This is a genomic window from Streptomyces sp. NPDC048671 (assembly GCF_055587045.1).
Map to the genome: position 1 here is coordinate 375424 of NZ_JBVJHB010000002.1, position 18065 is coordinate 393488.

Genomic DNA, 18065 nt, shown 5'->3' on the forward strand with positions numbered 1-18065 from the left:
GGTCAGCTCCCCTTCGCGGGGACGATCTGGAGGTAGATCGCCGTGAGGATCATGTTCACGAAGAACAGCAGCATGAAGGTGATGACGACGGACTGGTTGACCGCGTCCCCGACCCCCTTCGGCCCGCCGCGCGGGTTGAGGCCGCGGTAGGCGGCGACGATGCCCGCGATGAAGCCGAAGATCAGGGCCTTGATCTCGCTGATGTACAGGTCGGGCAGCTGGGCCAGGGCGGAGAAGCTGGACAGATAGGCGCCGGGGGTGCCGTGCTGCAGGATCACGTTGAAGAAGTAGCCGCCGAGCGTGCCGACGACGGAGACCAGTCCGTTCAGCAGGACGGCCACCAGCATCGTCGCCAGTACCCGCGGGACGACGAGGCGCTGGACGGGCGAGACGCCCATGACCTCCATCGCGTCGAGCTCCTCGCGGATCTTGCGTGATCCGAGGTCGGCACAGATGGCCGACCCGGCGGCCCCGGAGACCAGCAGCGCCACGATGATCGGGCTGGCCTGCTGGATGACGGCGAGGACGCTGGCGCCGCCGGTGAACGACTGGGCGCCGAGCTGCTGGGTGAGGGAGCCGACCTGGAGCGCGATGACCGCGCCGAACGGGATGGACACGAGGGCGGCGGGCAGGATGGTGACGCTGGCGACGAACCAGAACTGCTCGATGAACTCCCGCACCTGGAAGGGCCGGCGGAAGGTCTCGCGGCACACGGTCCCGGCGAGGGTGAAGAGCCTGCCCGTCTCCCGCAGCGGGGCGAACAGCCGGGTCGGGCGTCTCTCCTCGGGCGCCTTCTCCGGCACCCGGTCCGCGGGCGGCTCGGGGGGCCGCACCGGCATGGGGGCGGTCACGGGCGTCCACCGCCGGCGGCCGGGCTGTAGCTGTTCAGGATGGCCGTACGGGCGGCCTCCGGCAGCTGCCCCATCATCGACATGACCCGCTCCCGGCGGCGCAGCGCGCCCTGCCGTACGGGCAGGCCGGGTGAGGGCTCCAGCTGCGGGACCACGGTGCGCGTGGCGTTGGCCGAACTGATGCCCTGCCCGTAGCCGTTGACCTCCTCGGCGGCGAGCGTGGCGGCGTCCTTCTCCTCCGACATGCCGATGGGCCCTTCGCGGCGGCCGGAGAGGAACTGGGAGACGACGGGCAGATCGCTGGTCAGCAGCACCTCGCGCGGCCCGAAGGTGACGAGGTTGCGGCAGAACAGCATGCCCATGTTGTCCGGGACGGTGGCCGCGATGTCGAGGTTGTGGGTGACGATCAGCATCGTCGCGTCGATCTGCGCGTTGAGGTCGATGAGCAGCTGGGAGATGTAGGCGGTGCGGACCGGGTCGAGCCCGGAGTCCGGCTCGTCGCAGAGAATGATCTGCGGATCCAGGACGAGGGCGCGGGCCAGGCCGGCCCGCTTGCGCATACCGCCGGATATCTCGCCGGGCAGTTTGTCCTCGTCGCCGAGCAGTCCGACGATATCGATCCGCTCCATGACGATCCGGCGGATTTCCGATTCCTTCTTGCGGGTGTGCTCACGCAAGGGAAAAGCGATGTTGTCGAAGAGGGACATCGACCCGAAGAGCGCACCGTCCTGGAACATGAGACCGAAGAGCTTCCTGGTCTCCATGATCTTCCGTTCGGGACTGTTCACCATGTCGACGCCATTGATGAGCACACGCCCCTGCTCGGGCTTGAGCAGACCGATGAGGGACTTCAGGAAGACGGTCTTTCCGGTACCGGAAGGACCGAGCATCACGCTCACCTCGCCGGCGGGCAGGGTAAGGCTGACGTCCTGCCAGATGTTCTGTTTACCGAAGGATTTCGTAAGGCCTTCAACGACTACTTCGATTCCCATCGGCCCTCCCTCGATATGTCGGTGAACGAAGTCATCTGTCAGCGCTCCGGCTCTGAGAAATCCAATGGCGGCTCGTCACACATGCACCAGGAGGCGCACGTTATGTCCGCCGAAACCGCCAGGACAAGCCGTTGAACAGCGGAAATCGACGAACAAGGTGCTCGGTGTGGATCACTTGTCACCGAGTGACAAAGCCGCGCACCGGCTTTGTCGGAATCTGCGCAAGATCTCCGGCGTGCGAGTCGGGGCCCCCGGTTCACGGAGGCCGGAGCCGTGAGACCCCGACAGCGGGAGCGCCGCCCCCGGACGGAGGGTTCGGGGCTGAGCATTCCCGGTGCGAAATCCGGGTCAAGGGGGGCGCGACCAGGACTCCATGTGCGTCGGACGAACAGTTACGGACGCGTTTCCGTAACTCTCACCCGGGACGCTACGGCTCAGTAACCTGCCTTCGCAATAGCGGTCCCGGAACTTTTTGCACGTCCATTGACGGCCGTGTTGTTTTTGTACGGAGGTGAGTAAAGGCCCTCGTACGGTTATCGACAAGTGAGTCGTTCCGAGTCGCCGCGCCGTGATCGTCACGCATGCCCGCGCCCCGCCCGGAGCGGCATTCCGGGCGGGGCGCGGAAATTGGAGAAGTGCGGACTACTGGGCCACGCCTGCGTGCCAGTTGTCCGAAAGCACCTGGCCGGCGTGGGGTGCGGAGCTGCCGGGGAGGGCCAGCCCCGCCGTGTAGGTGGCGGTGTCGTTCAGCACCAGGTGGTTGTTGCCGGCCGCCGAGGGCAGCGCGGTCTTCAGGTTCACCGCCCAGTTCAGCTCGCCGAGGGTCAGGGGGCCGCAGCCGCTCACCCCGGGAACGGCGAAACCGCTGTCCCCCTGGTCGTTGCCGGTCAGCGAGAGGCGGTTCAGCAGACCGGCGGTGTTGGCCGCGCCGTCGGCGTCGAAACGCTGGCTGCCCAGTGCCGGGACCGAGACGTTCTGCGGACTCAGCACGACCGGGCTTGACGTGGTCCCGATGTAGCACTTGGACCCGAGGAACGTGTTCTGCAGGTGAATGCGGACCGGAATGTCGACGATCGTCTTTCCGCTCTGCATCCCCGCGGTCAGGTCGAAGTTGCTGGGCGTACCCGCCGACTCCACCGTGGCCACGACCCGGTTGAGACTGCTGTCGGCCAGCTGGCCGCAGATGCCCGAGACCACCGGAATGCCGCTGGGGCACATCAGCCCGAGCAGACCGCCGGGGATGTCCGTGGGCGCCCCGACGATCGCTCCGCCGGCCGGCGCCACGATCCTGGACGCACCGGTGGACGCGTTGCGGACCACGCCGAACTGGAGATCGTTCGCACCGGTCGTCGCCTCGGTGTTGCCGAGCTTGATGGAACCGCTCTCGGAGTGCGAGGACACGCATATCGCGATGTCCGTCGTACCGTCCGCGGCGAGCATGGCCGGGTCGTCGACCGGACACCGGGCGAAGGGGCCCCAGTTGCCGTTCATCGCCTGGGCCGAGGCGGCGCTCGCCGGTGAGGTGCTCAGCGGAATCCCGACGGCCACCGCCACCAGCGCGGCGAGCAGAGCGGGTCTGACACGTTTGTGGGCAGCACTCATTGATGGTCCAGCCTTTCTTGGAAGCGGGGTGGCAGAGCCCTCAGCGTTCGGGGGTGGGCTTCTCGGGCTCCGGGCAGTTCGCCGGAACACCTTCGACGCACAGAGGGGACTGCATCATCTTGGTGAAGTTGTCTTTGCCGGACACCGATGCCGTGAAGAGGCTGTCGAGGTCCTCGGTGACCCCGCATCCGGCGAACGGTGGCACGTCCGAGGTGCCGGTCAACGGCCCTCCGGTCTTCACGGTGTAGCCGACGGGGCCGTTCGTGCCGGTACTCCCCTTGCCGACGAGCGTGAGCTCCATCGGCCTCACAGTGCGGCAGTTGGCTCCGACGTCCAGCGGTTCCCCGTTGACCTCGACGTCGTAGAGGCGTATCCGCAGCATTGCGACAGCGGTCGTCGTCTCCTTGTACTGCTTGGTGTCGGGGTCGGGGGCGGAGTCGCCGAGTGTGCCGATGTCGATCCTGCCCTCAAGACTGAGCTCAAGCTTCGCCGTCGTCGGCATGAAGCCGAAGGTGAGGAAGGTGGCCGTGGCCGGCGGCATCTGCGGTTTGCCGTTGTAGTCGAGTGTGCCGTCGGTGGTGAGCCAGCTCTTCACCCCTGTCGGGCACTGGAGGAAGGAGACGGATGTGTTCAGGTTGAGGCGGAGCCGCCCGGGATCGCTGAACTTCGCGGCCCCGTCGAGTTTGTTGACGTTGGAGTATCCCGCCATGTAGCCGAGCGCGTCCTTCGGAGGCTGCACCATCGGCCCCGACGCCACCGTGCAGTCGGGAGGTATGTTCACCTTCCCCAGCACGGTCTTCGGATCGTCCTGGGCCTTCGGTTCGCCGCTGGACCCGACGCTGTTCCTGGACGTTCCGGGTGTGTCGGGAGGGGCGCCGGGTCCCGGCGACGAGGTCCCGGCGAGCGGGGGGACGTCCACGTCGGCCAGCTCCGCGCTCTGGTCGGGGTCGATCGTGCACGAGAGGGCGACGGGAGGCGGGGCGGCCGGCTCACCCTCCGCGGCCCGGAAGGCGAGGCCCACGTCGAGGTGTCCCAGTGCGAAGCCTATGGTCCCGCTGGATCTCGGAGTGATCGTCGGCACGTCTCCGGCGGCTGTGAATTCGAGGTCGCCCTCGGCGGGAACCGGCCCTTCCGGGATCTCCAGTCCCTGCCAGGGCACCGACGTCGTCTCCCCCCGCTGCGAGACGTCCGCCACCACACTCACGGCCCCCGAGACGAGGGCCGAGTCGATCCCCGGCAGACCGGAGACCGCTGAACGTGGCAGCGCGAAGGAGAGCCCCACGTCATGGACCTGGATCGGAGATCCGATGTTCGCGGTGAGCGGCAGCTCCGCCTTGACCGTCACCTCGACCGGTACCGGGCCCGAGGGCGATTCACAGGTGTAGTCGAAGTCCGCCTCGGCCACCCGGGTGTCGGCGGCTTCCCCGGTACCCGTCATGAGGCCGGTCATCAGGGCCAGCGCGCCGACCGTCGCGACCCGTGCGGCGCGCCGCGGATCGCTCGTCCTGAATCTCATCTCGACTCAACCTGCCGTCGTCTCGGTGCTCAGCACTCGTCCATGGGATGCGGATGGCGAACGGGCCGCCGCCGGAAGGCGGTTGCGGAGCAGAATCGAGCTCTGCTCCGCAACCCTCCCCCGGCACAGGCGGCCCGAAGCGATTACGGCGAGGTGATCGTGATCGGCGTGACGAGCTTGTACGTCGCGTCGAAGGTGGCCGCGTCACCGGCGTTGAGCAGCCCACTGCAGTTGGTGGCGCTCTCCACCTTCAGGCCGGCACCGTTGTTGATGTCGAGTACGCCGGTGGAGTTGGTGTAGGTGACGTTGCTCGCGGAACCGGTGATCACCGCCTTGCAGGTGCCGAGGATGGTGTCACCTGTCAGGTTGACGCGGACGCCCGACAGGGTTCCCTTGGTCACGCCGGAGCTGTAGGTGCTCCCGTTGACGCTGATGGTGGAGCCCGGGGCGAGCACGGCTGTGAAGGAGGAGCCGAGCGGTCCGGGGCACGGGCTGGCGGACGAACCGAAGGTCGCGGCGGTGATCTTCGCGAGGCCCGTACCGGTGGCGTACGTCCCGCTCGTCGCGGTTCCGCTGGCGGACGCCGTCGAGCAGTCCACCTGCTGGCTGGTGGCAGTGTCGATCAGAGTGGCCACGGTGCCGGACTGGAGCGAGGCCGAGAAGGTGCCAGTGGGGTTGGTCACGGTCCACGTCGCGAGTGCGGTGGCCGAGGCCGACGTCGTGGCAAAGCCGAACGCCGCCGCGGCGACAGTGGTGGCGAACAGCGCTCGCTTGAGGGTGCTTCTCACGGAACTTACCTCCGGAATGTGGAGTTGGACGTACCCGATTACCTCGCACCGCACCCGGCAAGGGGCCCGGCGCAAGGGCGGCTCAACATCATGGAACGCAGAAGTCGATGGACTCGACTGCGTGATCGAACTCCGTGCGGATCGAACGTTACGAGCCAGTAGCCCAACGCTGCAATACCCGGCACAGAAATTCCCCGAGCCTCTCGATAAAGACATTCCGTCTTAGCGATAACTCAGCAGATCGCCGCGATTTTCTATCCGAAAGTGAGTAGTTGCGCGGAGGTTCGCGGGCCGGCACCGCCTCCACACACTCACCTGAGGCGTAGCCACCGGAGCGCTGAGCACCCCTCGTACGGTCACCTACCCACCGGTAAGATCGTCGATCTCGCCACCGTGCGCAGCCTGACGGCCTCCCGGTGCGGCACCGCTGAACTGGGCGGAGCCGCCCATGGCCTTCGCGCGGGCGCGCACGGCGCGTACTGCCGGGCCGGCCCCTCCCGGCGCCACCCGCCGAGCCCGTCGCCCGCACACCGTGACGGTGTGCCAGGCACACCCGGGCACAATGCCCAAAATCCAGGTACGGAGGGCTCGATATCCGTTCGCGCAAAGGCCCTTAAAGCTCCCGGGGACCGCAGAAGGATTTGTTTCGGGAAATTGAATTACCCTTCGCGGTCCGCCATGGACTCCGCCGCCCACCGCACCGGCCCGGCCGAGGCCCCGACGGCCGTGGGCAACCGCATGGGGCCCTCCGCCGCCGGACCGGCCGGACCTCCGGAAGGAGCGGTGCGCGGCGCACCTCGGTGAAGAAGGGCCGGGCCGCCCGCTCCACAAGCTGTACGGCAATGGCATGGCCGCACCATGGGTCATTCAGCCACGCGGAGTCCGCCCGCGGGCTGAACCGGAGCTCACCGTTCCACGGGCTCCCCCGGATGCCCCGCCCCCCGACCGGCGACACCACGGCCCGGCAACGCCTTCGATGACAGGCGTCGGAGGGACGGAGCAATCAGCGCCCGCGGACACACATGTCGGCATTACCCATGGTTACTTTCTTGTCTCCTCGGAACTAAATGTCCGAAAAATATTGTCCGGAAGTGAGCAGTCACTCCCCACCTGCACCGGAGCACCACAACGGGGCCGAGATGTGTGCCCCCTGCACTTCGATCTTGCGCAAGTGGTGGGCACAGCTGCTGACTTGGTCTATCTTCATCGCGGACTTGGTACGCACCTGTCGGTTCGTGGGAGCGCTTTCCCCCACTGCCTCACCCCCCACCGGGCACTGGAGAGCAAGGGGACACTTCATGCCGAAAGTCATTTCGCCATTGGACACGGGGGATCCGCTGGGACCGCTTCCCCAGGAATTCGCCGCGATCATGCGGCCCGAACTGCCGAGCCTCATCAAGGAGATCGGCGTCGAGGTCACGCGCGCCTATCCGGAATACGCGCGCCTGCTCAGCGGGCCCAATGGCCAGGCCATTCGCGTCGGCGTCGAGCAGAGTCTCTCGTCATTCGTGGACCTGGTCGCTGAGCCGTCCACCTCGACATCGCTGCGCGACGACATGTGCCGCCGGTTCGGACGGTTCGAGGCCTATGAAGGCCGCACCATGGAGACGCTCCAGGGCGCCTACCGGCTCGGCGCCCGCGTCGCGTTGCGCCGGGCGAAGAAGGTGGGCCGGAGCTACAACTTCTCGCCGACCCTGATGCTCAGTTTCGCCGACGCGCTCTTCACCTATATCGACGAGCTCGAATCCCTCTCCCGCGAGGGCTTCCTGGAGGTGCAGTCGCAGACGGGCGAGCAGAGCGAGGCGATGCGCCGGCGCCTGCTGCACCTGATCCTGGCCGGGCGCCCCGTCCCCCGTACCGCCATCGCCGAGCTGTGCGAGCAGACCGGGTGGACACTGCCCGACGAGGTCACCCTCGTCGCGGTCCGCGCGCCCGCCGGACTCGACCGGGTCAGTGCCGACCGCGACGTGCTGGCCGATCTCAGCGATCCCCAGCCGCACTTACTGATCCCGGGGCCCCTGGACGACGCCCGAAGATCCATGCTCGATCAGTCACTGCTCGGCACGCGCGCCGCGATCGGGCTGACCGTCCCCACCGCGCTGGCCTCGGACTCGATCCGCTGGGCCAGGAGGATCCTCGAACTCGTCGACGCGGGCGTCATCGACGACGCGCCGTTCATCCTCTGCGAGGACCACCTCATCACCCTGTGGCTGCTGTCCGACCCGGTCCTCCTGGACCAGCTCGCCCAGCGGGAACTCGCGCCCATCGCCAAAATCAGCGCCACCCGCCGGGAGCGGCTGGTCGAGACGCTGCGCATCTGGCTCGACACCCGCGGCACCGCGGCCCACATGGGCCAACTCCTCGATGTGCACCCGCAGACCGTCCGCTACCGCATGCGCAACCTGGAGTCCATCTTCGGCGAGCAACTGATCGACCCCGAGAGCAGGTTCTCCACCGAGGCGGTGCTGCGGGCGCTGCAATTGCAGTCCCGGAGCCAGGAATCCGTCCTGTAGGAGCACCGCAGAACGGTTTCCGGCCGGATCACGGCCCTCGCGTCGAGTCAACTTACTTATGGGTAAGGCGAAATACCCGGTCACTCCCAAACGGTTGCCACACGGAGACGTTCTCAACGAGAAACCCGGAACCGCGTCCCGTACACATGGAGGAGTCGGCCGCCCACCCGGCGGCCGCACCGCACGACCTCCTGGCCACCATTCGAGAGGGAACACTCCATGACCGCCTCGCACCTGCTCGTCCCCGTGCCGATTCCGGACCGGGTCGCCGCACTGATCGGGTCCTGCATCCCGCCGCACATCCTGGAGGCGGAGTTCGACGCCGAGCGCGCCGCGCGCGAGGTCCGCAGGTTCCGCGGTCCGCGGCTCGGCATCGAGGACCAGGCCGACCGTGAGCAGGCCCTGTCTGAGCTGGCCCGCGCCAATAAGCTCCTGGCCGCCCACCACCCCCTGCTGCGGGTCCACCCCGGCAGCGCCTGGTGACTCCCCCGCGGTGCGCCCGTGCTCGCACCGCCTTGCGGAGGGGAGGCCCGACGCTTACCTTACTCAAAAGTAAGTTTACTTCAGAGTAAGGAACTGGCGTGGCCGACAACAGCAGCGGCAACCTCACCGGTGAACTGGCCGCACTCGACTTCGCGGCCGTCTCCCCGCCGGAGTTCGCGCGGATCGTGAAGGGACTGTCCGCCAGGCAACTCGGCGAGGTCATGCACGGCGAACTGCGCACCCGGGTGCTCGGGGAGGTCTTCGGCCGGATGAGGCAGCAGTTCCGCCCGGACGCCGCGGGTCAGCTCAGGGCGCTGATCCGCTGGAAGATCACCGGGGACAGCGAGGCGGTCTTCGAGACGTCGATCGCGGACGGCACCTGCACCATCAGCGAGGGCCGCTCCGGCGCCGAACCGCGCACGACCCTGGTGATGGGGGACGCCGAGTTCCTCAAGCTGGTCTCCGGCAACGGGAATCCGGTGACGATGTTCATGATGCGCAAGCTGAAGGTGGCCGGCGACGTCGGTCTCGCCTCGGGCCTCACCCGCTACTTCGACATCCCGAAGGCCTGAGCCGATGAGCTACTTCTCCCTCGCCCTCACCGAGGAGCAGCAGGACCTCCGTAACTGGGTGCACGGCTTCGCCGCCCAGGTGGTGCGCCCGGCGGCCGCCGAATGGGACGCCCGCGAGGAGACCCCCTGGCCGGTCATCCAGGAGGCCGCCAGGATCGGCCTGTACGGTTTCGAGTCGCTCGCCGACATGTACGGCGACCCGACAGGACTCTCCCTCCAGATAGCCAACGAGGAGCTGTTCTGGGGCGATGCCGGAATCGGCATGGCCCTCTTCGGCACCTCCCTCGCCGTCGCCGGGATCTTCGCCTCCGGCACGCCGGACCAGCTCGCCGAGTGGGTTCCGCAGTGCTACGGCGACGAGGACGAGCCGAAGGTCGCGGCGTTCTGCGTGTCCGAACCGCAGGCCGGCTCCGACGTCTCCGCGATGACCACGAAGGCCAGCTACGACGAGGCCAGGGACGAGTGGGTCCTCTCCGGCCAGAAGGCCTGGATCACCAACGGGGGCATCGCCGAGATCCATGTGGTCGTCGCCTCGGTCGACCCGGCGCTCGGCGCCCGCGGGCAGGCCGCGTTCATCGTGCCGCCCGCCACGAAGGGCCTGGCGGCGAGCCGCACCATCAAGAAGCTCGGCCTGCGCGCCTCGCACACCGCGGACGTCTTCCTCGACGACGTCCGGGTCCCCGGGCACTGCCTGCTCGGCGGAAAGGAGAAGCTGGACGCACGGCTCGCCCGCGCCCGCGAGGGCACCAACGCCAAGGGGCAGGCGGCGATGGCGACCTTCGAGGTCAGCCGCCCCACGGTCGGCGCCCAGGCGCTCGGCATCGCGCGCGCCGCGTACGAGTACGCGCTGGAGTACGCGGGACAGCGTGAGGCGTTCGGCCGCCCCATCATCGAGAACCAGTCGATCGCCTTCGCGCTCGCCGACATCCGTACCGAGATCGAGGCCGTGCGGCTGCTGATCTGGCAGGCCGCCTGGATGGCCCGCAACGACCGGACCTTCGACGCGGGGCAGGGTTCCATGTCCAAGCTGCGCGCCGGTGAACTCGCCGTGTCCGCCACGGAGAAGGCCGTGCAGATCCTCGGCGGCGCCGGATACAGCCGGGAGCATCCGGTCGAGCGGATGTACCGCGATGCCAAGATCTACACGATCTTCGAGGGGACCAGCGAGATCCAGCGCCTGGTCATCGCGCGGGCGATCTCGGGGCGCCACATCCGCTGAGCCGGTGCGGGGCACCCGTCCGGACGCCGTCCGTGCGCGCCCCCGGGACAGACCCGCCGCACCGGGTGCATGCTCGTCCGGGTGAGAAGCGGCCGGTGTACGGGGGCACACCGGCCGCGGTGTCACCCAGGGTGCCCCCGCCACCGGGAGACCGTATGCACCGGACCACCGTCGTTTCCGCACTCGCACTCGCACTCACCACCGCGCTGCTGACCGCCGCGTCGCCCGCCTCGGCCGGCACACCAGCCGCCTCCGACGCCGGAACGGGCAGCGGCTGGGAGCCCGCGCCCACCGCCCCGTTCGACGCGGCGGCGGGCGCCCGCTGCGACTTCCCGATCCACGGCGAACCGGTCGTGGACGAGGTCGTACAGAAGGTGCTCGCCACGCATCCCGACGGATCGCCCTCGGAGATCGCGTACAAGGGCGCCCTGGTCATCCGGATCACCAACACCGGCACCGGCGCGTTCCACGACGCCGATGCCAGTGGCAGTGCGCTGGTCGACTACCACGCGGACGGTTCGCAGCGCTGGCACGCGATCGGGCCCGTGCTCGCCGGGATCGGCGAGCACGACAGCAACCTGCCGCGCGGGGAACAGCTGATCGACGGCATCTACACGCTGGACATCAGCGCCACCGGGTACAAGACGCTCCACATGATCCACGGGTCCACGGACGACATCTGTGCCCACATCGGCTGACGCCCCACCGGGGCGGCGGCCCGGCGATCCGTGCCGCCGCCCCTCACTCAGCCCGCGACCGGGGTGAACCGCACCGGCAGCGACCGCGGCCCCCGGGGTGAAGACGCCCGTAGTTGTCGGTGGTGAATTCCCCGGCCTCGTCCTTGAAGACCCGTTCGACGTCCTCGTAGCGGGAGACGATGTAGCTGTTCATCGCCTCGTGCCGGATCAGCGGGGCGCTCTCGCGCATGATCCGGTAGGCCCCGTAGGGATCGGCGGCGAAGCCGGGCGAGAGGATGTCGGGCACGGGCGGCTCTTGCGGGGCAAGCGACTCTCGCGGGGCAGACGTCATGACGCTCCAGGGTCGTTGACGGGCAGCGCGCCGTCCAGGTTATTGACCACCCGTCCGCTCACGCACCCCTTGGGGAAACATCATGGCCGCCGGCCCGCGCCCGTCCGTCCTCTTCGTCACCGACCTCGCCTACGAGGCCCGCGGGCGCCGCTACTGCGACGAGGACGTCTTTCTGACCTCACGGCTGCGCGAGGACTTCGACACAGCGCTCTGCCATCCGCGCGACGCCGCCGCGCTGCTGGACGGTTTCGACACGGCCGTCATACGCAACAGCGGCCCGGTACTGCACTACCAGGAGGCGTACGACGCCTTCTGCGCACGGGCCCGGGAACTGGACGCACGCGTCTACAACCCGCTGACCGGGCGGGGCGACATGGCGGGCAAGCAGTACCTCGTCGACCTGAGCCGCGCCGGGTACCCGGTGATCCCCACCGTGGACCGGGCGGCGGACCTGGGGCTGCTGCCGGGGGCCGAGGAGTACGTGATCAAACCGAAGCTGGGCGCGGACTCGGCCGGACTGCGCTTCGTACGGAGCCCCGGACTGTCCCCCGACCTGACCTGCGACCTGACCTCCGAGTTGTCCTCCGAGGCGGACGGGACCCAGCTGATCCAGCCGCGGATCGACTTCCGCTACGAGGTGTCCTTCTACTTCGTCGACCACGACTTCCAGTACGCGCTGTACGCGCCGCACCCGGAGCAGCGGTGGGTGCTGGAGCCGTACGAAGCGAGTGCGGCGGATCTGGGGTTCGCCCGGTCCTTCGTCGAGTGGAACACCCTCGGCCACGGCATCCAGCGGGTCGACGCGTGCCGGACGGCGGACGGCGAGCTGCTCCTCGTCGAGCTGGAGGACCTCAATCCGTACCTCTCGCTGGACAGGGTGGCGGAGCCGGTGCGGGAGGCGTTCGTGACCCGGATGAAGGCGTCGCTACGGGACCTGCTGGCCTGACACGTCCGGCCGTTCCCCGCATGCGGGTGACAGGGCGCGGTGTGAGGGTGCAAACGTGACCACTGCCAGCGAGACCGCCCCCGCCGCGCAGGGTGCCGCCGCGCCACCCCTGCTCGATCCGCGCCGCCGGAACATCGTCTTCGCCACGATCGTGCTGGGCATTCTGCTGGCCGCGCTGGACCAGACGATCGTGGGTACCGCGCTGCCCACGATCGTCTCGGACCTGGGGGGCGCCGCCCATATGTCGTGGGTGGTCACCGCGTATCTGCTCGCGGAGACGGTGGCGACGGTCCTGGTCGGGAAGTTCGGCGACCTGTTCGGCCGGAAGATCGTCTTCCAGCTCTCGGCGATCATCTTCATCACCGGTTCGTTCCTCTGCGGCCTCGCGACGAACATGACGCTGCTCATCGTGTGGCGCGGTCTCCAGGGCATCGGCGCGGGCGGTCTGATGGTCACGTCGATGGCGCTGATCGCCGACGTGATCCCACTGCGCGACCGCGGCAAGTACCAGGGTGCGATCGGTGCGGTGTTCGGTGTCTCCACCGTCGTCGGACCGCTGCTGGGCGGGCTCTTCACGGACCATCTGACCTGGCGCTGGGCGTTCTACGTCAATGTGCCGATCGCGATCGTGGTGGTCATCGCCGCGGCCCGCACCATTCCGTCCGTGAAGGCCGCGGGACGCCCGGTCATCGACTACCTGGGCATCGCCATGGTCACGGTCGGGGCGAGCTCGCTGATCCTCGCGACCAGCTGGGGCGGCAACCAGTACGCCTGGGGCTCGCCCGTCATCATCGGCCTGTTCGTGCTCGGGCTGGCCGCGCTCGCGGCGTTCTGCGTGGTCGAGTTCCGGGCGAAGGAGCCGATGCTGCCGATGCGGCTGTTCGGGAACCCGGTCTTCACGGTCTGCTCGATCCTCAGTTTCATCGTGGGGTTCGCGATGCTCGGCGCGATGATCTTCCTGCCGACGTATCTGCAGTACGTGGACGGGGACTCGGCGACCCTCTCGGGCGTCCGGACGCTGCCGATGGTCGTCGGTCTGCTGGTCGCGTCGATCTTCAGCGGCAACGTGGTCAGCAAGACCGGCCGCTACCGGATCTTCCCCATCGTGGGGTCGCTGGTCATGGCGGTCGGCCTGTTCCTGCTCTCCCGGATGGGTCCGGACAGCGGGGTGTGGCTGGAGTCGCTGTACATGCTGGTGCTCGGGCTCGGCATCGGCCTGTCCATGCAGGTGCTGACGATCGCGGTGCAGAACACCGTCGACTACTCGGACCTGGGCACGGCGACCTCGGGCGTCACGTTCTTCCGTACGCTCGGCAGCGCCTTCGGCACCGCGGTGTTCGGGACCATCTACGCCAACGCGCTCGGCCCCAATCTCAAGGACGGGATCGCGTCGGCGGCGCGGGCCGGCGGGAATCCGGCGGTGCTGGCGAAGGCGTCGCAGAGTCCGGAGGGCCTGCACTCGCTGCCCGGCGCCCAGGTGGCGCCGCTGGCCCAAGCATACGCCGACACCCTGCACACGGTGTTCCTGTGGACGGTGCCGGTCGCGGTGCTCGGGTTCGTCGTGGCGCTGTTCCTGAAGGAGGTGAAGCTGCGCGACACGGTACGGGTCGGCTCGACCGACATGGGCGAGGGCTTCGCCTCACCGAGCGCCGGTGACTCGGCCCTGCTGCTGGAGTTCTCGGTGGCCAAGGTCCTGCGGCGGGTCGACCCCGGCACGGCCCGGCGGATCATCTCCGAATCGGACACCCGGCTCGACATGGCGGGGGCCTGGGCGGTGATGCAGGTCGAGCTGTTCACCCGGCTGGTCGGCCACGCGGGGCTCCGGCTGATCGCGGCCCGGCACCGGATTCCGCCGGAGGTACTGGTGCCCGTCTTCGACCGGATGATCGAGGAGGGCTATCTCACCGGGGACGGCCATCTGTTCGCGCACACCGAGGCGGGCAGCAGGGAGGCCGGGACCATCACGGCCGCCTGGGCGACATGGCTCAACGAACAGCTGGGCCACGACGGCGAGCGCCCCGACGACGCGCGTGTGCGCGCCGCGGTCGACGTCATCGCCAAGCGGCTGCTGGCGGAGGACCTCACGCAGGAGCTGTCCCCGGCGGCCCCGGCCGGCGCGCCGGTCTGACGGGGCGCCGGTCTGAAGGGGCGGCGGTCCGACGCGTACGGCCGCCGGACCCGCCGAGCGGATCAGTCGGCGAAGATCGCCGACTCGTAGACCCAGGCGCCCTCGCAACGGACGAAGCGGCTCTTCTCGTGCAGCGAGTCGGCGCGGCCGTTGTCGTTGAAGTGCGCCCGGAAGGTGACCGTGCCCGTGGTGTGGAAGGCGCTGCCCTCCGTCGTCCCCAGGATCTCCAGCCGCTCCCAGCGCACCCCGGGATCGAGGTCCAGGACGTCCGGCCGGGTGGCGGGGTGCCAGGTGCGCAGCAGATACGCGGCGTCCCGGACGGCGAAGGCCGCGTACCGCGAACGCATCAGCGCCTCACAGGTCGGCGCGGCGGCCCCGGCGTGCAGCCGCCCGCAGCACGCGCCGTACTCGGCGGGCAGCCCGCACGGACAGGGCGATGCCGCGGTGATCTCCGGTACGGGAACGGTGCGGGTGCTCGCGGCGGACGGGCGCCGGGGGCGTGAGGTGCGTCGGGACATGGGGTCCATTGTGGCCTGTGACAGGGCCGTGCCCGCGCGCCGGTGGTCGCCGGCCGCCCCCTCAACCTCCATGACCCGCCGACGCGGCAGGTCATGGAGGTTCCGCCACCGTTTCCGGCCGTGCGACGGGTCAGCCGACGGCACCGAGGATCGGTGCCCAGGCGGGACCGGTGAGTGCGGCCACCGCCTGCTTCTGGGAGAGCGGGGGGGCGTCACGGGTCGGCTTCGGCGTGCTTCCGCCACCGAAGTCGCCGGCGGTGTTCCACTGCACCATCTGGAGCTGGGCGCCCGTCGACTTCAGGGTGACCGTCGTCGTCCAGCGGTGAGCGATGCCGGATTCGGGCACGGGGTCGCCGCCCATCGGCTGCCTCTCCGCGATCTTCTCCGACATCACCAGGGCTCCGCCGGGAAGCGCGGCACTGCTCGGCAGCTCGCTCAGCTCGCAGGTGTCGCCGGCCTTGGCACGCCCGGCCGTTCGGTCGCAGCTCAGCCCTTCGCCGTCCCTGAGCGGCAGCTTGAGCCGCAGGGCCGAGACACCGACGTTGGCGGCGCCGTGCCCGTCGTTGACGTCCACTCCGCCGTTGGCGACCCACCCGCCGGACGGGTTCGAGGGGTCGTTGCTCTGCCCGTGCTCCTGGTCGAACCGGCTCCCGGGGAACGTCTTCTTCACAGCGTTGATCATCTGGGTGCCGGTGATCGCGGAACGGGGCCTCGCCAGCGCCACCGTTTCCATGTCGGACCCTTCGGAGCCGGCCCCGGCGAGCGCCCCGGGGAGCACCAGGCCGGCTGCCGCGATCGCGGCGCAGGCGCCGACCCCGGCGATGACGCCGGCGTTGCGCCGACGCCGGCTGCGGCCCCGCCCGCGCTCGACGGCTCCGCTCGTGAGCGTGGTGAGATCGGGTTCGAGGGAGTCCGCCGTGCGGTTCAGGGCGTGTGCGAGGTCTGCTTCGAACGGCATGGTGGCATCACCTGTTCTGTCACTGATGTGGATTTCGGGGTGGTTTCGACCTGTGCGCACCGGATGTTCAGTGCGGAACCAGGTCGGACAGGCTGTCGCCGAGCAACGCGCGCACCCTGTTGAGTGCCCGGGTGCCCTGGGAGCGGACCGCGCCGCTGCTCAGCTTGAGCATCTGGGCGGTCTCCTCGATGCTGCGGTCCTCCCAGTAGCGCAGCAGCAGCACCGCCCGGTCCCGGGGCGGCAGTTGTCCGAGCGCGTCCAGCAGGGTGAGCCGCAGTGCGGCGTCCGGGCCGGCCGCCGCGCTGTCGGGCATGTTCCCGATGGGGCGCTCACCGGTGCTTCGCCGGCGCCGCAGGGTGAGGAAGGTGCGGACCAGGACCGTCTGGGCGTAGGCCGCCGGGCTGTCCGCTCGGGCCACCCGCTTCCAGTGCACGTACACCCGGCTGAGGGTCTCCTGGACCAGGTCCTCGGCAAGATGGGTGTCGCCGGCCGCGAGGACGTATGCCGAGCGGTACAGCGCCTTCGCCCTCGTGTCCACGAACTCCAGGTACTGATCCTCCTGTGCTGATTTCACTCGGCCACCGTCTGTTCTCTTGTTCCGTGATCCCCGTGCATACCCCTCTTGACTACGCGAGACGGCAGGATGTCGCGCGGCCGGAGCACCTTCGTCTCCACCGTTGCCGGGTGAGCGGTGTTCCGCGCGGGGCGGGCTACGGTGAGCGGGAGAGCCAGACCCGTGGCCGGCACCGAATCCACGTGTTCGGCGGTCGGAGACCAAGTGAGCCCCGCCCGGTCACGGGCGGGGCTCAGTCCCAGGTCAGGTCAGTCCCAGGTCAGGTCAGCAGGAAATCCGCCTGGCCGGCCTTCGCACCCTGGATGAACGCGGCGATCTCGCGGTGGGTGTAGATCAGGGCCGGGCCGTCCGGGTCCGCGGACTGGCGCATGGCGATTCTTCCGTCGGACAGCTTCATGGCCTCGACACAGTTGCCGCCGTTGCCACCGCTCCACGGCTTGTACCAGCCCTCGGAGCCGAGTTCGGCGGCCGGCATGCCGTTGTATATGGGTGTCATCACAGCTCCTTGCGGAAGCCCCGGAGGATTTCCTTCGTGCGTTGTGCAGTCGCGGCCTGGGCCGCCATGCGGTCCATGACCTCGAGGTAGGAGGCCACCTCCGGGCGGGCGTCGAAGTAGACGGCCCCGGTCAGGTACTCGCTGTAGACCATGTCGGGGAGCTCCGGGACGGCGAACCGGAAGAGCACGAAGGGCCCGTAGGTGCCCGGGTGATGGCCGGTCGAGAACTCGGCGATCTGGAGGGTCACATTGGGCATCGCGGTCGCTTCGAGCAACTGGTCGATCTGGGCGCGCATGGCCTCCGGGCTGCCCACCGGGCGGCGCAGCACCGTCTCGTCCATCACGACCCACAGCCGCGGGGCGTCCGGCCGGGTGAGCAGGGACTGGCGCTGCATCCGCAGCGCCACATGGCGCTCGATGTCCTCCGGCCTGGTCTGGCCGACCGCTCCGGTACGCATCACCGAGCGCGCGTAGTCCTCGGTCTGCAGCAGCCCGGGGACGAAGTGCGGCTCGTACATGCGCAGCAGGCTCGCGGCGCCCTCCAGGCTGACGTACATGCTGAACCAGTCGGGCAGCACGTCGTGGAAACGCTGCCACCAGCCGGGCTTGTTGGCCTCCTCGGCGAGGACGACGAAGGCGTCGGCCTCCTCCTCGGAGATCCCGTAGGCCTTCAGGAGCAGCTGTACATAGGGGATCTTGAGAGCGACCTCGGCCGTCTCCAGCCTGCGTATCGTCGCGGGCGCGACACGCAGCACCTTGGCAGCCTGGTCCCGGCTCAGGCCGACACGTTCCCGCAGATCCTGCAGGCGCTTGCCGAGAACGACCTGACCCACGGTCGGGGCGGACCGCGGTTCACTCACTTCAGACCTCCCCATGCGCT

The 18065-nt window shown here is 69.0% G+C and carries 17 protein-coding genes and 1 pseudogene; 7 read left to right on the forward strand and 11 right to left on the reverse strand.

The genetic code is table 11. The features are described 5' to 3' along the window. Positions 1 to 2: 2 nt before the first annotated feature. From ACZ6S6_RS06105 to ACZ6S6_RS06125, 5 genes are all read right to left on the reverse strand, one after another. Positions 3 to 851: an MlaE family ABC transporter permease gene (locus ACZ6S6_RS06105; protein ID WP_362952542.1), complete on the reverse strand. Its 849-nt coding sequence runs from the start codon at positions 849 to 851 to the stop codon at positions 3 to 5. Then, positions 848 to 1843: an ABC transporter ATP-binding protein gene (locus ACZ6S6_RS06110; protein ID WP_311302047.1), complete on the reverse strand. Its 996-nt coding sequence runs from the start codon at positions 1841 to 1843 to the stop codon at positions 848 to 850. The genes ACZ6S6_RS06105 and ACZ6S6_RS06110 overlap by 4 nt, the downstream gene beginning before the upstream one ends. A gap of 642 nt (positions 1844 to 2485) precedes the next feature. After that, entirely contained in the window at positions 2486 to 3445 is a 960-nt protein-coding gene (locus tag ACZ6S6_RS06115) for a hypothetical protein (protein ID WP_362952540.1), read from the reverse strand. Positions 3446 to 3485: 40 nt separating this feature from the next. Next, positions 3486 to 4961, reverse strand: coding sequence for a DUF6801 domain-containing protein (locus ACZ6S6_RS06120; protein WP_362952538.1), 1476 nt, complete (start codon positions 4959 to 4961; stop codon positions 3486 to 3488). Positions 4962 to 5104: 143 nt separating this feature from the next. Further along, positions 5105 to 5749 carry a hypothetical protein gene (locus tag ACZ6S6_RS06125; protein ID WP_362952536.1) on the reverse strand — a complete coding sequence of 215 codons (645 nt, stop codon included), beginning with the start codon at positions 5747 to 5749 and terminating at the stop codon, positions 5105 to 5107. Positions 5750 to 7047: 1298 nt separating this feature from the next. On the opposite strand from ACZ6S6_RS06125, the gene ACZ6S6_RS06130 reads away from it, so the two are divergent. The 5 genes from ACZ6S6_RS06130 (at position 7048) to ACZ6S6_RS06150 (ending at position 11234) form a co-directional block, all read left to right on the forward strand. Further along, positions 7048 to 8262, forward strand: coding sequence for a PucR-like N-terminal domain-containing protein (locus tag ACZ6S6_RS06130; RefSeq protein WP_362952534.1), 1215 nt, complete (start codon positions 7048 to 7050; stop codon positions 8260 to 8262). Between the two features lie 219 nt (positions 8263 to 8481). Then, positions 8482 to 8745, forward strand: a complete 264-nt coding sequence (locus tag ACZ6S6_RS06135; RefSeq protein WP_362952532.1) for a hypothetical protein — start codon at positions 8482 to 8484, stop codon at positions 8743 to 8745. 98 nt (positions 8746 to 8843) lie between these two features. Then, positions 8844 to 9317, forward strand: coding sequence for an SCP2 sterol-binding domain-containing protein (locus tag ACZ6S6_RS06140; protein ID WP_469704140.1), 474 nt, complete (start codon positions 8844 to 8846; stop codon positions 9315 to 9317). A gap of 4 nt (positions 9318 to 9321) precedes the next feature. Continuing rightward, positions 9322 to 10536, forward strand: a complete 1215-nt coding sequence (locus ACZ6S6_RS06145) for an acyl-CoA dehydrogenase family protein (protein ID WP_469704141.1) — start codon at positions 9322 to 9324, stop codon at positions 10534 to 10536. Between the two features lie 155 nt (positions 10537 to 10691). Next, the gene (locus ACZ6S6_RS06150; RefSeq protein WP_469704142.1) at positions 10692 to 11234 is read left to right on the forward strand and encodes a hypothetical protein; all 543 of its coding nucleotides are present in this window, start codon (positions 10692 to 10694) and stop codon (positions 11232 to 11234) included. A gap of 109 nt (positions 11235 to 11343) precedes the next feature. Here the strand turns inward: ACZ6S6_RS06150 and ACZ6S6_RS06155 are convergent. Continuing rightward, positions 11344 to 11565 (reverse strand): annotated as a pseudogene (locus tag ACZ6S6_RS06155) (hypothetical protein); the annotation flags it as partial. Positions 11566 to 11647: 82 nt separating this feature from the next. On the opposite strand from ACZ6S6_RS06155, the gene ACZ6S6_RS06160 reads away from it, so the two are divergent. Then, positions 11648 to 12511 carry an ATP-grasp domain-containing protein gene (locus ACZ6S6_RS06160; protein WP_469704143.1) on the forward strand — a complete coding sequence of 288 codons (864 nt, stop codon included), beginning with the start codon at positions 11648 to 11650 and terminating at the stop codon, positions 12509 to 12511. Positions 12512 to 12566: 55 nt separating this feature from the next. After that, the gene (locus ACZ6S6_RS06165) at positions 12567 to 14639 is read left to right on the forward strand and encodes an MDR family MFS transporter (RefSeq protein ID WP_469704144.1); all 2073 of its coding nucleotides are present in this window, start codon (positions 12567 to 12569) and stop codon (positions 14637 to 14639) included. 62 nt (positions 14640 to 14701) lie between these two features. On the opposite strand, the gene ACZ6S6_RS06170 is transcribed toward ACZ6S6_RS06165, so the two are convergent. From ACZ6S6_RS06170 to ACZ6S6_RS06190, 5 genes are all read right to left on the reverse strand, one after another. After that, positions 14702 to 15157, reverse strand: coding sequence for a YchJ family protein (locus tag ACZ6S6_RS06170; protein WP_469704145.1), 456 nt, complete (start codon positions 15155 to 15157; stop codon positions 14702 to 14704). 130 nt (positions 15158 to 15287) lie between these two features. Next, positions 15288 to 16115, reverse strand: a complete 828-nt coding sequence (locus ACZ6S6_RS06175) for a hypothetical protein (protein ID WP_469704146.1) — start codon at positions 16113 to 16115, stop codon at positions 15288 to 15290. Between the two features lie 67 nt (positions 16116 to 16182). Continuing rightward, entirely contained in the window at positions 16183 to 16689 is a 507-nt protein-coding gene (locus tag ACZ6S6_RS06180; protein WP_469704147.1) for a SigE family RNA polymerase sigma factor, read from the reverse strand. A 259-nt stretch (positions 16690 to 16948) separates the two neighbouring features. Continuing rightward, positions 16949 to 17185 carry a DUF397 domain-containing protein gene (locus ACZ6S6_RS06185; RefSeq protein ID WP_024490276.1) on the reverse strand — a complete coding sequence of 79 codons (237 nt, stop codon included), beginning with the start codon at positions 17183 to 17185 and terminating at the stop codon, positions 16949 to 16951. Next, on the reverse strand, positions 17185 to 18045 hold the full coding sequence (locus ACZ6S6_RS06190) for a helix-turn-helix domain-containing protein (RefSeq protein WP_362966635.1): 861 nt from the start codon (positions 18043 to 18045) through the stop codon (positions 17185 to 17187). Before ACZ6S6_RS06190 ends, ACZ6S6_RS06185 begins: the two co-directional genes overlap by 1 nt. Positions 18046 to 18065 lie beyond the last annotated feature (20 nt).

Coding starts and splice junctions, on each gene's coding strand:
- ACZ6S6_RS06110 (WP_311302047.1), bottom strand. CDS start 1,843: ATGGGAATCGAAGTAGTCGTTGAAGGCCTTACGAAATCCTTCGGTAAA.
- ACZ6S6_RS06115 (WP_362952540.1), bottom strand. CDS start 3,445: ATGAGTGCTGCCCACAAACGTGTCAGACCCGCTCTGCTCGCCGCGCTG.
- ACZ6S6_RS06120 (WP_362952538.1), bottom strand. CDS start 4,961: ATGAGATTCAGGACGAGCGATCCGCGGCGCGCCGCACGGGTCGCGACG.
- ACZ6S6_RS06130 (WP_362952534.1), top strand. CDS start 7,048: ATGCCGAAAGTCATTTCGCCATTGGACACGGGGGATCCGCTGGGACCG.
- ACZ6S6_RS06135 (WP_362952532.1), top strand. CDS start 8,482: ATGACCGCCTCGCACCTGCTCGTCCCCGTGCCGATTCCGGACCGGGTC.
- ACZ6S6_RS06145 (WP_469704141.1), top strand. CDS start 9,322: ATGAGCTACTTCTCCCTCGCCCTCACCGAGGAGCAGCAGGACCTCCGT.
- ACZ6S6_RS06150 (WP_469704142.1), top strand. CDS start 10,692: ATGCACCGGACCACCGTCGTTTCCGCACTCGCACTCGCACTCACCACC.
- ACZ6S6_RS06160 (WP_469704143.1), top strand. CDS start 11,648: ATGGCCGCCGGCCCGCGCCCGTCCGTCCTCTTCGTCACCGACCTCGCC.
- ACZ6S6_RS06170 (WP_469704145.1), bottom strand. CDS start 15,157: ATGTCCCGACGCACCTCACGCCCCCGGCGCCCGTCCGCCGCGAGCACC.
- ACZ6S6_RS06175 (WP_469704146.1), bottom strand. CDS start 16,115: ATGCCGTTCGAAGCAGACCTCGCACACGCCCTGAACCGCACGGCGGAC.
- ACZ6S6_RS06185 (WP_024490276.1), bottom strand. CDS start 17,185: ATGACACCCATATACAACGGCATGCCGGCCGCCGAACTCGGCTCCGAG.